The 12,855-nt window shown below is 39.3% G+C and carries 11 protein-coding genes and 1 tRNA gene; 5 read left to right on the top strand and 7 right to left on the bottom strand.

Going from position 1 to position 12,855, the window contains the following annotated elements; genetic code table 11:
- Positions 1-156 precede the first annotated feature (156 nt).
- The 3 genes from rnc to ACFE6N_RS09220 form a co-directional block, all read right to left on the bottom strand.
- Positions 157-885, bottom strand: coding sequence for a ribonuclease III (gene rnc / locus ACFE6N_RS09230; RefSeq protein ID WP_090984249.1), 729 nt, complete (start codon positions 883-885; stop codon positions 157-159).
- Positions 886-979: 94 nt separating this feature from the next.
- The gene (gene fabF, locus ACFE6N_RS09225; protein ID WP_378935786.1) at positions 980-2,233 is read right to left on the bottom strand and encodes a beta-ketoacyl-ACP synthase II; all 1,254 of its coding nucleotides are present in this window, start codon (positions 2,231-2,233) and stop codon (positions 980-982) included.
- Between the two features lie 21 nt (positions 2,234-2,254).
- Positions 2,255-2,491 carry an acyl carrier protein gene (locus ACFE6N_RS09220; protein WP_008508386.1) on the bottom strand — a complete coding sequence of 79 codons (237 nt, stop codon included), beginning with the start codon at positions 2,489-2,491 and terminating at the stop codon, positions 2,255-2,257.
- Between the two features lie 158 nt (positions 2,492-2,649).
- On the opposite strand from ACFE6N_RS09220, the gene ACFE6N_RS09215 reads away from it, so the two are divergent.
- The 3 genes from ACFE6N_RS09215 to ACFE6N_RS09205 all read left to right on the top strand — a co-directional run bounded on the left by ACFE6N_RS09215 (position 2,650) and on the right by ACFE6N_RS09205 (position 5,133).
- Positions 2,650-3,069, top strand: coding sequence for an IPExxxVDY family protein (locus tag ACFE6N_RS09215; protein ID WP_090984244.1), 420 nt, complete (start codon positions 2,650-2,652; stop codon positions 3,067-3,069).
- A gap of 150 nt (positions 3,070-3,219) precedes the next feature.
- Positions 3,220-4,650: a pyruvate kinase gene (pyk, locus tag ACFE6N_RS09210; RefSeq protein ID WP_090984242.1), complete on the top strand. Its 1,431-nt coding sequence runs from the start codon at positions 3,220-3,222 to the stop codon at positions 4,648-4,650.
- Positions 4,651-5,046: 396 nt separating this feature from the next.
- Positions 5,047-5,133, top strand: a tRNA-Ser gene (locus tag ACFE6N_RS09205).
- Positions 5,134-5,179: 46 nt separating this feature from the next.
- Here the strand turns inward: ACFE6N_RS09205 and ACFE6N_RS09200 are convergent.
- Positions 5,180-6,313 (bottom strand): FAD-dependent oxidoreductase, encoded by a 1,134-nt coding sequence (locus tag ACFE6N_RS09200; protein WP_378935783.1) that lies wholly within the window; start codon positions 6,311-6,313, stop codon positions 5,180-5,182.
- 84 nt (positions 6,314-6,397) lie between these two features.
- On the opposite strand from ACFE6N_RS09200, the gene ACFE6N_RS09195 reads away from it, so the two are divergent.
- Positions 6,398-7,360: a helix-turn-helix transcriptional regulator gene (locus tag ACFE6N_RS09195; RefSeq protein WP_378935781.1), complete on the top strand. Its 963-nt coding sequence runs from the start codon at positions 6,398-6,400 to the stop codon at positions 7,358-7,360.
- An 80-nt stretch (positions 7,361-7,440) separates the two neighbouring features.
- Here the strand turns inward: ACFE6N_RS09195 and ACFE6N_RS09190 are convergent, their stop codons facing one another.
- Complete coding sequence (locus tag ACFE6N_RS09190; protein WP_378935779.1) at positions 7,441-8,328, bottom strand: helix-turn-helix domain-containing protein; 888 nt, start codon at positions 8,326-8,328, stop codon at positions 7,441-7,443.
- A gap of 8 nt (positions 8,329-8,336) precedes the next feature.
- Positions 8,337-9,341 carry an aldo/keto reductase gene (locus ACFE6N_RS09185; protein ID WP_378935777.1) on the bottom strand — a complete coding sequence of 335 codons (1,005 nt, stop codon included), beginning with the start codon at positions 9,339-9,341 and terminating at the stop codon, positions 8,337-8,339.
- Positions 9,342-9,562: 221 nt separating this feature from the next.
- Between ACFE6N_RS09185 and ACFE6N_RS09180 the strand changes: the two genes are divergently transcribed.
- Positions 9,563-11,698: a DPP IV N-terminal domain-containing protein gene (locus ACFE6N_RS09180; protein WP_378935775.1), complete on the top strand. Its 2,136-nt coding sequence runs from the start codon at positions 9,563-9,565 to the stop codon at positions 11,696-11,698.
- A 55-nt stretch (positions 11,699-11,753) separates the two neighbouring features.
- Here the strand turns inward: ACFE6N_RS09180 and ACFE6N_RS09175 are convergent, their stop codons facing one another.
- Positions 11,754-12,743, bottom strand: a complete 990-nt coding sequence (locus tag ACFE6N_RS09175; RefSeq protein ID WP_378935773.1) for a LacI family DNA-binding transcriptional regulator — start codon at positions 12,741-12,743, stop codon at positions 11,754-11,756.
- Between the last annotated feature and the right edge of the window lie 112 nt (positions 12,744-12,855).

Raw genomic sequence — 12,855 nt, 5'->3', positions numbered from 1 at the left:
CAGTATGCAGTTTGAAGTTAGCGGTTTGCAGCTAGTCATAAACTAGTCTGAGGTTTGGATTTCAGTTAACCAGTTTCAACAATTAACCGATTAAACAGTATACAGTTAGCGGTTTGCCTTTACTAATGAACAAATGACCAGTGAACGAATGAACCATTAAATACTAAGCATCTCGCAAGCTTTTTCTGCAGCAAGTTTTTCCGCATTTTTTTTGTTATAATCTCTGCCGGTACCTACTTTTTCGCCTTCTACCACTGCACTGATGGTAAATAATTTAGTGCTTTCGCCTTCACCGTTTTCAGCCAGTTCGAACAATACATCCTTACCATGGCGCTGGCACCACTCAATTAACTTACTTTTAAAATTGGTTTCCGTGAGTTCAAGGGTGTGGATATCGATATGGGGTTTTACAATTCTCCGCAATAAAAACTCTTTGGTAAAATTGTAGCCTTTATCCATATAAATGGCGCCAACAATAGCTTCAAAAGCGTCGCCCAACATTGAGTTGTGTTTTGTCTGTATACTAACGGAACGCTGATCAAACTGGATAAGCTTATCAAAACCAATTTTTTTTGCCAGTTGGTTTAAATTAGCCCGGTTTACGATTTTTGAACGCATCTCGGTTAAAAAACCTTCTTCTTTGTAGGGATAGTGTTTGAAAAGCAGCTCTGCAATTACTGAACCTAAAACAGCATCGCCTAGAAATTCTAAGCGTTCATTGCTGCTCCTGCTTCCATTTTTTAGGATTTTTGCTGCAGAACGATGTCTGAACGCCATTTTATAAAGCGTAACATTACCCGGAACAAAGCCTAAAATATTTTTCAGCTTTTTTACAAACTCCTTTTCAGGAGAAAGATAGAGTTTATATAATTTTAATATCGGCATTAAATAAATAACACAATTAACGGCTAATTAGCATATTTAACTAAGTTATCTATTTTTAATTAGCATACAAAATTATATACCAGCGCAGTTTTAATTAATCTTCGTATTTTTTGAAAATTACAGAAGCATTGTGGCCACCAAAGCCGAATGTATTACTTAAAGCAGCTCTAACAGTACGTTTCTGTGCTTTGTTGAAAGTAAAATTCAGTTTAGGATCAAATGCAGGATCATCTGTAAAATGATTGATTGTTGGAGGAACAACATCATTTTTAACAGCAAGGATTGCCGCTATGGCCTCAACAGCTCCGGCTGCACCCAAAAGGTGGCCAGTCATCGATTTGGTTGAGCTGATATTTAAACGGTAAGCATCTTCACCAAACAATGTACCAATAGCTTTGGTTTCGCTAATGTCACCCAGTGGTGTAGAAGTACCGTGTACATTGATATAATCTATATCAGCAGTTGTTAAACCAGCGTCTTTCAGTGCATTGCTCATTACCATTCTTGCGCCTAAACCTTCGGGATGTGGCGCTGTGATGTGATTGGCATCTGCACTCATTCCACCGCCCACAAGTTCTGCATAAATTTTTGCACCTCTTGCTTTAGCGTGTTCTAGCTCTTCTAAGATAATGGTTCCTGCACCTTCACCCGCTACGAAGCCATCACGGTCTTTATCAAAAGGGCGTGATGCTGTTGAAGGATCTTCATTACGTGTTGATAATGCATGCATGGCATTAAAGCCACCCATGCCCGCTTCATTGATGATTGCTTCTGAACCACCACTGATAATGACATCAGCCATACCCAAACGGATATAGTTAAATGCATCAATCATGGCATTTGTTGAAGAAGCACATGCTGAAACAGTTGCAAAATTTGGCCCACGCAGGCCATATTTTATCGAAATATGGCCTGGAGCAATATCTACGATCATTTTAGGGATAAAGAATGGATTGTACCTTGGGGTACCATCTCCCTTGGCGAAATTTGAAATTTCATCCAGGAAAGTTTTCAATCCACCTATGCCTGCACCCCAGATTACGCCGATCCGGTTGGTATCTAATTTTTCAAAATCAAAACCACCATCTTTTACAGCCTCATCTGTTGCTACAAGAGCATATTGTACAAACGGATCTAGCTTGCGGGCTTCTTTTTTCTCCAAAAAGTCTTCAGGATTAAAATTTTTAACCTCGCATGCGAATTTGGTTTTGAATTTTTCAGTATCAAAACCTTTAATAGGAGCAGCGCCACTCACCCCGTTAGTCAACCCTTCCCAAAAATCGGGAACATTATTGCCTATAGGAGTGAGCGCACCCAACCCTGTTACTACTACTCTTTTTAATTCCATTTATACTGAAAAAGCGTAATTCTATTTAACGTTTTTTTCCAAATAAGCAATTGCCTGGCCAACTGTACCGATGGTTTCAGCCTGATCATCAGGAATAGCTACATTGAATTCTTTTTCAAATTCCATAATCAATTCTACGGTATCTAAAGAATCTGCACCTAAATCGTTGGTGAATGAAGCCTCTGGCGTAACTTCGCTTTCGTCAACACCTAGTTTTTCTACGATAATAGCCTTAACTCTTGAAGCAATATCAGACATAATTTTATAATTTAATGGTTAAATAATTCTGTGCAAAGAAAAATAAATTCTTACAATTTTCAAATGTTTTTATTTCGATACGTAATTTTGGTACCTCAATAACACAGCGAATATAGAATTAGTTTTTTAATTTCGTTCTGTAAATAATTTATTTCGCTTTGAATAAGACTTACCTAAAACTTACCTTAGACCTTGATTTTACACTAATTGCGATCACAGCACCCCTAAAAGACTATGTGCTTTGCCACAAAATTAATACCCGGTTAAATACCCAGTTTGAAAAAATAGAAGACCACGAAATATTTTTTAATATCGATGAACCCGCCTGGTCTTTTTCTAAGTATTACTTTTTTGTAGAGCAGGGTGAAGTAGAATACTATTTAATCTGCAATAAAAGCAGCGATGGCTTTCTGATTCCGGAGATGAGCAAGGTAGATTTTTTTATCATTATTAAAGAATTTATTGATAAGGAAGATTTGGATTATTTAATTAATGGATTGAATAAACTTCCTGATATACAGGTAGCTGCAAAGATAGATCCGACGAAATTAAAGAGTCGTGAAAATTTGGTAATATAAAAATTATACACATGGTGTATTAAATACACTATATTTGGCAGTTACAAACAAAGAACTAAAAAACAAAATATATAAAATTTAATGCAGTTTGATTATTTTAGATAATAATTAGTGCTTTCTTTAAACTGCATTCCTAAAATCAATTAATAAATGAAACCTTTTCATTCGAGAACTAAAATTGTTGCCACGCTTGGGCCTGCATCAGCAAAACCAGATGTATTATATAGTATGTTTAACGCGGGTTTAGATGTTTGCCGTCTAAATTTTTCACACGGATCACAGGCAGATCACCAGGCGGTTTTGGATACCATCCGCGATTTGAATAAAAAATACGAATATAATGTAGGTATTCTTGCTGATTTACAGGGGCCTAAAATCCGTATTGGTTTAGTAAAAGAAGGCGGAATTAACCTGATCAATGGAACTACTACCGTAATTACAACGAACGAGTGCATCGGTAACGAAGAACGCATTTACATTACCTACCAAAACTTCCCTCAGGATGTTCAGGCTGGCGAAATTATACTTCTGGATGATGGAAAGCTTCAGATGAAAGTGATTTCTACCAATTTAAAAGATGAAGTAGTTTGTGAAGTTGTTCATGGTGGAATTTTAACTTCCAGAAAAGGTGTTAACCTGCCAAATACTAAAGTTTCTATTCCTTCTTTAACTCCTGAAGACCGTGAAAACTTAGAATTTGTTCTAGAAAACGATGTAGAATGGATCGGTTTATCTTTCGTGCGTAAGGCAGAAGACATTATCGAACTTAAAAAGATTATTGCTGAGCGTGGTAAAACTGCCCGCGTAATTGCTAAAATAGAAAAACCAGAGGCTATTGCCAATATTGATGAAATCATTGCGGTAACTGATGGTATTATGGTTGCCCGTGGCGATTTGGGTGTTGAATGCCCAATGGAAGAAGTTCCGTTGTTACAGAAAATGATTGTTGCGAAATGTAGGGCAGCTTCTAAACCGGTAATTGTAGCTACCCAGATGCTGGAAAGTATGATCACAACCCCACGTCCAACACGTGCAGAGGTAAATGACGTAGCTAACTCTGTTTTGGATGGTGCTGATGCGGTAATGTTAAGTGGTGAAACTTCAGTTGGAGAATTTCCGCTGATTGTGATCGAAACCATGCAAAAAATTATCCAGAACATTGAAGAGAACAATTATCCTTTCCATCCTGATAAGTTTTTAAAACCAAAATCACCTTCTTTCTTAAGCGACGCGATTTGTGATTCGGCTTGTTTCTTAGCGAAACAGACCAATGCAGTAGGTATTGTATCGATGACTTTAAGTGGTTATACTGCTTTCGAAATTTCAAGCCACCGTCCGGAAGCCCTAACTTTTATTTTTACCAGCAACAGGGCATTATTAAATGCGGTAAGTTTGCTTTGGGGGGTAAGAGGTTTCTATTATGATAATTGGGAAAGTACTGATAATACCATTATTGAAGTAAACGAATTCTTGAAAAGTAAAAAATTGGTTAAACAAGGTGATATCATCATCAATACCGCCGCTATTCCAATTGAAGCAAAAGGCAAAACCAATATGTTAAAAATTACCGTTATAGATTAATTCTATATAATTTGTTACAAGGCGCTTCATTTTAAGTGAGGCGCTTTTTTTATGCCTGACCTTTTAAACATCAGGCTAATTGCTTTTGCTTATCTAAAGATATAATACGGATTTAAATTAAATTTTGGTCGGGTAAGATTGTCATAAGTCCGACGAAACCCCGGCTTAAGTCCGGTAAAAGTCCGTTTAAGGACACTAGTTGTCTTCTTTGCGAACCGTCGTTTCGACCGCAGTGGAGAAAATATTTGTAATGTGTTTTATACGACTTCAGCTTAAAAAAAAACAAGCGGTTAAGCGGGATATAACTTAACAAAAGAATAAATTGATCAGACCGAATTTCTTGTCATTAATTTTTATGGAGATATGAATAAAAAAATTACTTTTGCAGTCCAATACGGAGAGGTGTCTGAGTGGTCGAAAGAGCAAGCCTGGAAAGTTTGTATACTGGCAACGGTATCGAGGGTTCGAATCCCTCTCTCTCCGCTGAAAGGGGTGATTTTTTAAATCCCCCCTTTTTACCTTAATCACCTTAACGGATAAACTTTTCGAAAGTGAAATCTGGCTGATGCATTTCTATTTCGTTCCTTACTGATGCAAGTTGTGCTTCGTTGGCATAAATAAACATTTGTTTTTCATAATCATTAATAGCATCTGCTAAGTTTTTAAATTTTCCTTCAGTTAAGTTATCCGCTAAAATTAATGCATCCATTAGCCCGGTATTTACACCTTCGCCTGCAAAAGGCGGCATTAAATGCGCAGCATCTCCGATAAGCGTAATCGGCAAAGGGCGGTCTTTTTTCCAGGGTTTATCCAATGATAATATTCTTGTCGGCAAGCCCCAGAAAGAGGAGGTTGAGCGGAATAATTGTTTGTAATGTTCATTCCAGTCCATAAACCTCTCTAAAAGAAATGTTCGGATACTATCCTGATCCTGAAAGTTTAAACCATTATAATCATCACTCCAATTTTCAGGCTTTTTAAAAATCACACCATAGGTTAACGCACTCTTATTATCGGGGTTTGTTACCAATAAATTTCCTTTGTAGGCAGCCATTAACCGGTTACCATTACAGAGTCGGAAAAATTCAGGACAATTTATTTCAGGTTGAGCTACATCGCCTTGTATGATAAAAGTTCCGGTGTTTTCAGCGACTGTATCCGTAACATATTTCCTTATCTTAGACATTCCGCCATTGGCCACGATAACAAAATCAGCAATTGCTAATGTTTCGTTTTCAAATCGCAAATGCCATTTCTCCTCACATACCTCGAGTTTCTTGCATCTGCTGTCCCAGATCACCGTACCCTCTTTCAACGTGTTTAGCAGTACTTTTCTAAGGTCATTTCTGTTTATTTCAGGATTATCGTATTGATTTTCCGTTGTAACTTGTTTGGCCAATAATATTTTTCCTTTTTGGTCTGTGATCGTCATCCCCATAGGCTTTGCTATGGCGTAATAACTTTCCAGTAAACCAGCTTTGTTCATCACTTTCTGCCCTGAATCTTTGTGTAAATCGAGCGTACCGCCCCAGATTCTGGCTTGTGGATCTTTATCCCTTTCGTAAACGCTTACATCTATGCCTTTTTGCTGTAATAATATCGCCATGGTCAGGCCAACCGGCCCTGCACCGATAATAGCCACTTTTTTTTCTTTTAGTATCATTGCCTTTAATTGATACACAAAATTATTAGTCGATTTAAGTATAAAATAGCTATATTAGACCTAAAAACAGTCGTAAAAGACTTTATGGAAATTGAAGATCAGACGGTTCCGCATGTGCTAAAAAGATTAGCCCGCCTATTGGAAACAAAATTAAAAAATACGAGATTAGAGATTCCACCGCAGTTTGGAAGTGGATACTGTATCGGATTTGTTTTTAATGAACACATCCGTATGCTTATTAGTAACTATGAGCTCAATAAAGATGTAATTGTTCAAAATCCTGATATCAATCTTGCCAAGAAGACGATATTTTTCAAGTTTCAAAATATATTCTCCAGAGCAGAAACGTCACCGCCCCTCAGGCATACAATACCTTCGGTATTAATAGGAACCAGTCGGATCAATACAGATGATGTGATTGCGATCCATTCCAATACTGCTACCATTACTATAGAAGTTGATGTTGATTATCTGAACAGTTTGTTTACTGCCTCACAAGAATCATCGGTTTTGAAAGGCCTTTTGCAGAATGAACGTCCTCTTCTGTTTGAACAGATTATGTGGCCTTCTTTACAAAAAAATGTTGATGAAATCTTGTCTGAACCGGCAAATGAAATCTTTAAATTTTTCTTTTTAAGGGTAAAGGCCGAAGAACTGATTTGCAGGTTATTGATGGAACTGGAAAATCGAGGTGAAAAACAATTACTTGCCTTAAACATTCATGATTTACAAGCCATTTACCGCGTAAAACAGCAGATGCTTGAACATTTAGAAACGCCGCCAATGATTAAAGACCTCGCATTTGTTGCTCATATGAGTCCAACTAAACTGAAACGTTTATTCAGGCAGATTTTTGGCGACAGCATTTTCAATTATTATCAGAGATTTAGAATGCAGGAAGCCGCCTTTTTGCTAAGAATGGAGAAGCTATCTGTTTCAGCTGCTGGTTACCGGATGGGTTTCACAAACCTCAGCCATTTTTCAAGAATATTTAAAGCGCACATCGGCATGAACCCGAAACACTACGCATTAAAGGGTTCAAACTAAATGCATGCAACATATCATCTTCCGTTATGCTAATAAAATCTAACAGTCAGACAGGATAAAATTCTGTTTTTCGCCTCTGGTCAGTTAAAAGCCTGACGAAATTCCAGCGGAGACAGATTTGTCTTTCTTTTGAAAAGTGTGCTGAAGGATTGTGCATGCTCAAAGCCGAGGGCGTAAGCGATTTCGCTGACTGAAAGATTAGTGGTAGAAAGTTGTTCTTTCGCTTTCGCAATCAGTTTTTCGTGAATGTGTTGCTGTGTGTTCTGTCCGGTATGAATCCGAAGCAGATCGCTCAGGTAGTTCGGCGACAGGTTCATCTGTGTTGCAATATGGTGTACCTTGAGTAAAGTGTTTATATCGCTGTTAAAATAGTCGTCTATCAACTGCTCAAACCTGGTTAGAAGTGCAAAGTTATTGTTTTTGCGGGTCAAAAACTGCCGCTCATAAAAACGGTTGGAATATTTTAAGAGGCTTTCAACCTGTGTCAGGATGATCTCCTGGGTATGTTTATCGATATGCCGGCACTCCTTATCAATTTTATGGAGAATTGTGATCAGGTCATCTTCTTCCTCTGCCGATAAATGTAGTGCCTCGTTAACCGCGTAATCGAAAAAACCATATTGATGAATGCTATTCGCAAGAGGATGCTGTAACAGAAAGTCCGGATGGAAGATCAGGAGGTAACCACACCCACATTCCATACTTTGCAGGTCTAGTTGTTGCACCTGGTTGGGCGCGGTAAAACTCAATACGCCTTTATCATAATCATAATGCTGTTGCCCGTACCTGATTTTATCCTTAGCTTCGCGTTTAAGCGCTACGCAATAAAAGCGGTTAACGAAACCTTTCCAGATTTCATCTTCCAAAAAAACGCTATGTGCCAGGTTAATTACGCTCACCAGCGGATGGTGGGGTTCTGGCAACGACAGTAAGCGGTGAAATTCTGATATGGAGTTAATAGCATTCATAACCAAAATTAATCAATTAAGCCCATACTAAACTCATCATATGGCGCACCGGTATCAGTACCTAATGGTACGATGCTTTCCAGTTGTGAAAGATCCGATTCGGTCAACTCAATGTTGGTTGCTGCTAGGTTTTGTTCCAAATACTTTCTGCGTTTCGTTCCAGGAATAGGTAAAATTCCCTTGCTCATAATCCAGGCTAAAGCCAGCTGCGAAGATGTGACGTTTTTTGTTTCAGCCATAGCTTCGATTGCTTCAACCAATTCGATATTCTTGTTGAACATTTCGCCCTGGAAACGTGGAATCGCTCTTCTAAAATCGTTTTCCGGCAGGTCGCTGATGCTTTTGATCTGGCCGGATAAAAAACCACGGCCCAGTGGTGAGTAAGCGACGAAGCCTATACCCAGTTCATTTAACGTGGTTAAAACCCCGCGCTCTTCTACTGTTCGTTCAAATAAAGAATATTCGCTTTGCACGGCGGTAACCGGATGTACGGCATGCGCCCGCTTAACGGTTTCAGACGATACTTCTGACAAGCCGATATAGCCTATCTTACCTTCCTTAACCAGTTCGGCCATGGCTTCAACTGTTTCCTCGATCGGCGTATTTTTATCCAGGCGGTGCAGGTAATACAGATCGATGTAATCGGTATCAAGGTTTTTTAACGAACGCTCCAAAGATTTCTTTACATAATCCTTTTTGCCATTAATGGCCCAGGTTACTTTATTGTTATCGTCAATTTCCCAGCCAAACTTGGTGGCCAGAACATATTGATCTCGTTTCCCGCTGATGGCCTTGGCGATAAGCTGTTCGTTTTTCAGCGGGCCGTACAGATCGGCGGTGTCCAAAAAATTACCGCCCAATTCGCGTGAACGGTGAATCGTTGCAATGGCTTCATGCTCGTCCGCAGGGCCATACATGTGTCCTGCTTCAAAGCCTGTCATACCCATACAGCCAAGCCCAATCATTGGTACAACCAAACCCTGGTTGCCCAACGCCATTTGTTTTATTTCCATAATTCAAAGATCAGCAAGCCAAATTGAGCTGATGTATGCAAATCCCCGAAGTTTGTAAGCAAATCAAGGAATGATCTCTTTATCAAATAAAAGCTTGTTTGGTTTTTAAGGATGGCGCTTGCCCTTCTTGATACCATGCCGGAAGTAAAGCTTATTTTGTATCATGATTAATACCAATCGTTTGCCAAAACAGTCTTATTTTTATCGCAAGATTAACTAACATGATGAATAAATATTGGTTTACTGTAACAGCTTGTACACTGGCTTTTACAGCAAATGCCCAACAGAAAGCTTTAACCGTTAAAGATTACGAAAGGGCTGAAAGTTTGATGAGTTACAATACCGCAAAATACATCGATCATGCCACTGTGCAACCAAACTGGCTTGAGGGAGATAAATTTTGGTACAGCACTAAAGTAAATGGTAATGAACAGGCTTTTTTAGTAGATCCGGTAAAGAAAACAAAAACTTTAACTACCGATTATAAAGGTAGTGCAATGCCATCACGTCGAGGGCTTAGCTGGAGCGAGGTATTATCTCCTGACGGGAAAAAGGCAATATCGATTAAAGATTATAACCTTTTTGTTAAAGATATAGCCACCGGAAAATTAACCCAGTTAACTACTGACGGCATTAAGGATTACGGATATGCTACAGATAATGCAGGTTGGAAGCATAGTGATGCGCCAATTCTGCGCTGGTCACCTGATTCGAAAAAAATTGCCACTTTTCAGCAAGATCAGCGGAATTCGAAAGATATGTACCTGGTAACAACCAATGTTGGAGCACCAACATTAAAAGCCTGGAAATATCCTTTGCCTGGCGATAAACAAATTGCAACGATCAGGAGGGTGATCATTGATGTAGAAAATCCAAAAGTAGTTTCACTTAATATTCCTGCCGATCCACATCGGGCCACCTTAAGCGATGATATTTCGAGCAGTGGCACTTTTGATGATATTGATTGGAAAGCGGATGGTACGGAAGTGGCATTTGTATCTACTTCGCGCGATCATAAAAATGAAAAATTCCGCATTGCCAACACCGCAACCGGCGCCGTTCGCGAAGTTTTCGAAGAAACTGTTAAAACGCAATACGAATCCGGGCAGGGTACCATTAACTGGCGTTATCTTCCTGCATCAAAAGAAATTATCTGGTATTCGGAAAGAGATAACTGGGGACACCTTTATTTATATGATTCTGGTAATGGAAAATTAAAGAATCAGATTACCAAAGGCGATTTCGTGGTTACACGTTTAGTTAAGGTTGATGAAAAGACGCGTACACTTTATTTCTTTGCCAATGGTCGCGAAAAAGTTAATCCTTATTTCAGTTACCTGTATAAAATTGGTTTCGATGGTAAAAATTTGACGCTTTTGACGCCAGAAGTTGGCAATCACCAGGTTGTATTTTCGCCATCTTTCGCATATTTTGTTGATAGCTACTCGCAACCTGATGTTCCTGCAGTTACTGTTTTAAGAAATATCAGTGGTAAACTGATCAGTACTTTAGAAAAAACAGATGTTTCCAGGTTAACTGCTACAGGCTGGAAAGCACCGGCTCCGGTTTCGGTGAAAGCCAAAGATGGCAAAACTGATATTTATGGTCTGGTTTTTACACCAACAAAAATGGATGCGAATCAAAAATACCCGGTTATCGATTATATTTATCCGGGGCCTCAGGGCGGTAGCGTAGGCAGTTGGGCCTTCGTTGCTTCGCGTGGGGATCACCAGGCTTTGGCCGAGCTGGGCTTTATTGTGGTGGTTATGGAAGGAACCAGTAATCCTGGCCGTTCTAAAAGTTTCCATGATATGAGTTATGGCAATATGGCCGAGAATACCTTGCCAGATCAGATTGCAGCCATCAGGCAACTATCTGTAAAATATCCCATCGATACCAACAGGGTAGGCATCTGGGGGCATTCAGGCGGAGGTTTTGCAACTGCTGCTGCGATGTTCCGTTACCCTGATTTTTTCAAGGTAGGCATTTCCGAATCAGGTAATCATGATAATAGAAACTACGAGGACGATTGGGGCGAGCGCTATAATGGTTTGGTAGAAAATTCGGATTATGAAGCACAGGCCAACCAGAATTATGCTAAAAACCTAAAAGGAAAATTAATGTTAGTGCATGGTATGATGGATGATAATGTGCCGCCTTATAATACACTTTTAGTTGTTGAGGCATTGGAAAAGGCCAATAAATCTTTCGACCTGGTTATTTTTCCAAACAGTGCGCATGGTTACGGTGCCTACTCGCCGTATATGATGCGCCGCCGCTGGGATTATTTTGTTCAACATCTTCTAGGAGCAGAGCCGCCGAAAGATTACCAAATGAAAGGCCCTTCGGCAAGATAATTTTTTTAGCGGCTGTGTTGTTTTATTAAGGAACACAGCCGCTGATTTTATGGGGTTATATAGATCCGCCTTCGATTAATATAGATTCATCAATAATGGTTTGTGCAAAAGAACTTCCGGCAATACATCTCATCATTCTGCCAAAGGCCAGTTTGCCCAGTTTAAAACCGCTGGTTTCGGCATAGGTAATTTCAGGATAAAAAAGTGAGGGGATCATTCCATCACTGATGCTGATTACCCCAAGGTCGGCCGGCACTTTTAGGCCCATCCGCTGGATGGCTTTCATTGCTCCCACCAAAATCTCATCGCTCATACAAAAAACAGCAAAACGTTTTTTTTTAAACCCAGGAATCATTGATAGGGCAATTTGCTCTGCTTCTTCCGAATTGTTGGCGTGTACAGCCTTAAATTCTGCGTAACCTGAAACAATTTCGGTAAATTTTTGCAGCCTTACCTGCGTAATCGACATATTTTCATCACCAAAAATAGCCAGGACATTTGTAATCCCCTTTTTTAAAATTTCATTCGCCGCAATGGTTGCCGCATGTGCATCTCCAACGCAGATTTTGTTACAGGATTCGTATTTTGGTACCTTGTCAAAAAAAACAACCGGAATCCCCTGCAAATCCAATTTAAGGAAAGGTTCTATTTCTTTTGTTCCGGAAGTTATGGCAATAAATATTCCCGAAACCCTTTTGTGTCTGCAGCTTTTTAAGATCTCCTGTTCAATCACCGGGTCGTTAGCCGAACGGTAGATAATTACGGTATAACCATCAATGCGTGCATCTTCTTCAATTGCACTGATAAACGAATGGTAAAAAAAGTTTGATAAACTTGGTACAACCACGGCAAACTCCCTGCTGCTATGTGTACGCAGGTTAACCGCATAGGGATTGGGATCGTACTCCAGCAATGCGGCTAACTCATTTATCTTCTTTTTGGTTTCCTCTGAAATGTCTGGATGGTTTTTCAGTGCCCTCGAAACTGTTGATATACTTACGTTTAGCCTTTCTGCAATTTTTTTTAAAGTTGCGTTCGGTTTCATGGTTTAATATTTGGTTACCCAAATATAAGTTTTCCACAACAAACATTTTCGCAAATGTTTCCGCAAACGTTTGCGGCCATAATTTGCTGGTTTGTATGGTTTTAAATCTTTT

This window comes from Pedobacter sp. BG31 (assembly GCF_042464845.1).
Classification (GTDB): domain Bacteria; phylum Bacteroidota; class Bacteroidia; order Sphingobacteriales; family Sphingobacteriaceae; genus Pedobacter; species Pedobacter suwonensis.
Note: the sequence above shows the minus strand (reverse complement) of the source record. Positions and strands in the feature narration are given on the sequence as shown.

Coding starts and splice junctions, on each gene's coding strand:
- rnc (WP_090984249.1), bottom strand. CDS start 885: ATGCCGATATTAAAATTATATAAACTCTATCTTTCTCCTGAAAAGGAG.
- fabF (WP_378935786.1), bottom strand. CDS start 2,233: ATGGAATTAAAAAGAGTAGTAGTAACAGGGTTGGGTGCGCTCACTCCT.
- ACFE6N_RS09220 (WP_008508386.1), bottom strand. CDS start 2,491: ATGTCTGATATTGCTTCAAGAGTTAAGGCTATTATCGTAGAAAAACTA.
- pyk (WP_090984242.1), top strand. CDS start 3,220: ATGAAACCTTTTCATTCGAGAACTAAAATTGTTGCCACGCTTGGGCCT.
- ACFE6N_RS09200 (WP_378935783.1), bottom strand. CDS start 6,313: ATGATACTAAAAGAAAAAAAAGTGGCTATTATCGGTGCAGGGCCGGTT.
- ACFE6N_RS09195 (WP_378935781.1), top strand. CDS start 6,398: ATGGAAATTGAAGATCAGACGGTTCCGCATGTGCTAAAAAGATTAGCC.
- ACFE6N_RS09190 (WP_378935779.1), bottom strand. CDS start 8,328: ATGAATGCTATTAACTCCATATCAGAATTTCACCGCTTACTGTCGTTG.
- ACFE6N_RS09185 (WP_378935777.1), bottom strand. CDS start 9,341: ATGGAAATAAAACAAATGGCGTTGGGCAACCAGGGTTTGGTTGTACCA.
- ACFE6N_RS09180 (WP_378935775.1), top strand. CDS start 9,563: ATGATGAATAAATATTGGTTTACTGTAACAGCTTGTACACTGGCTTTT.
- ACFE6N_RS09175 (WP_378935773.1), bottom strand. CDS start 12,743: ATGAAACCGAACGCAACTTTAAAAAAAATTGCAGAAAGGCTAAACGTA.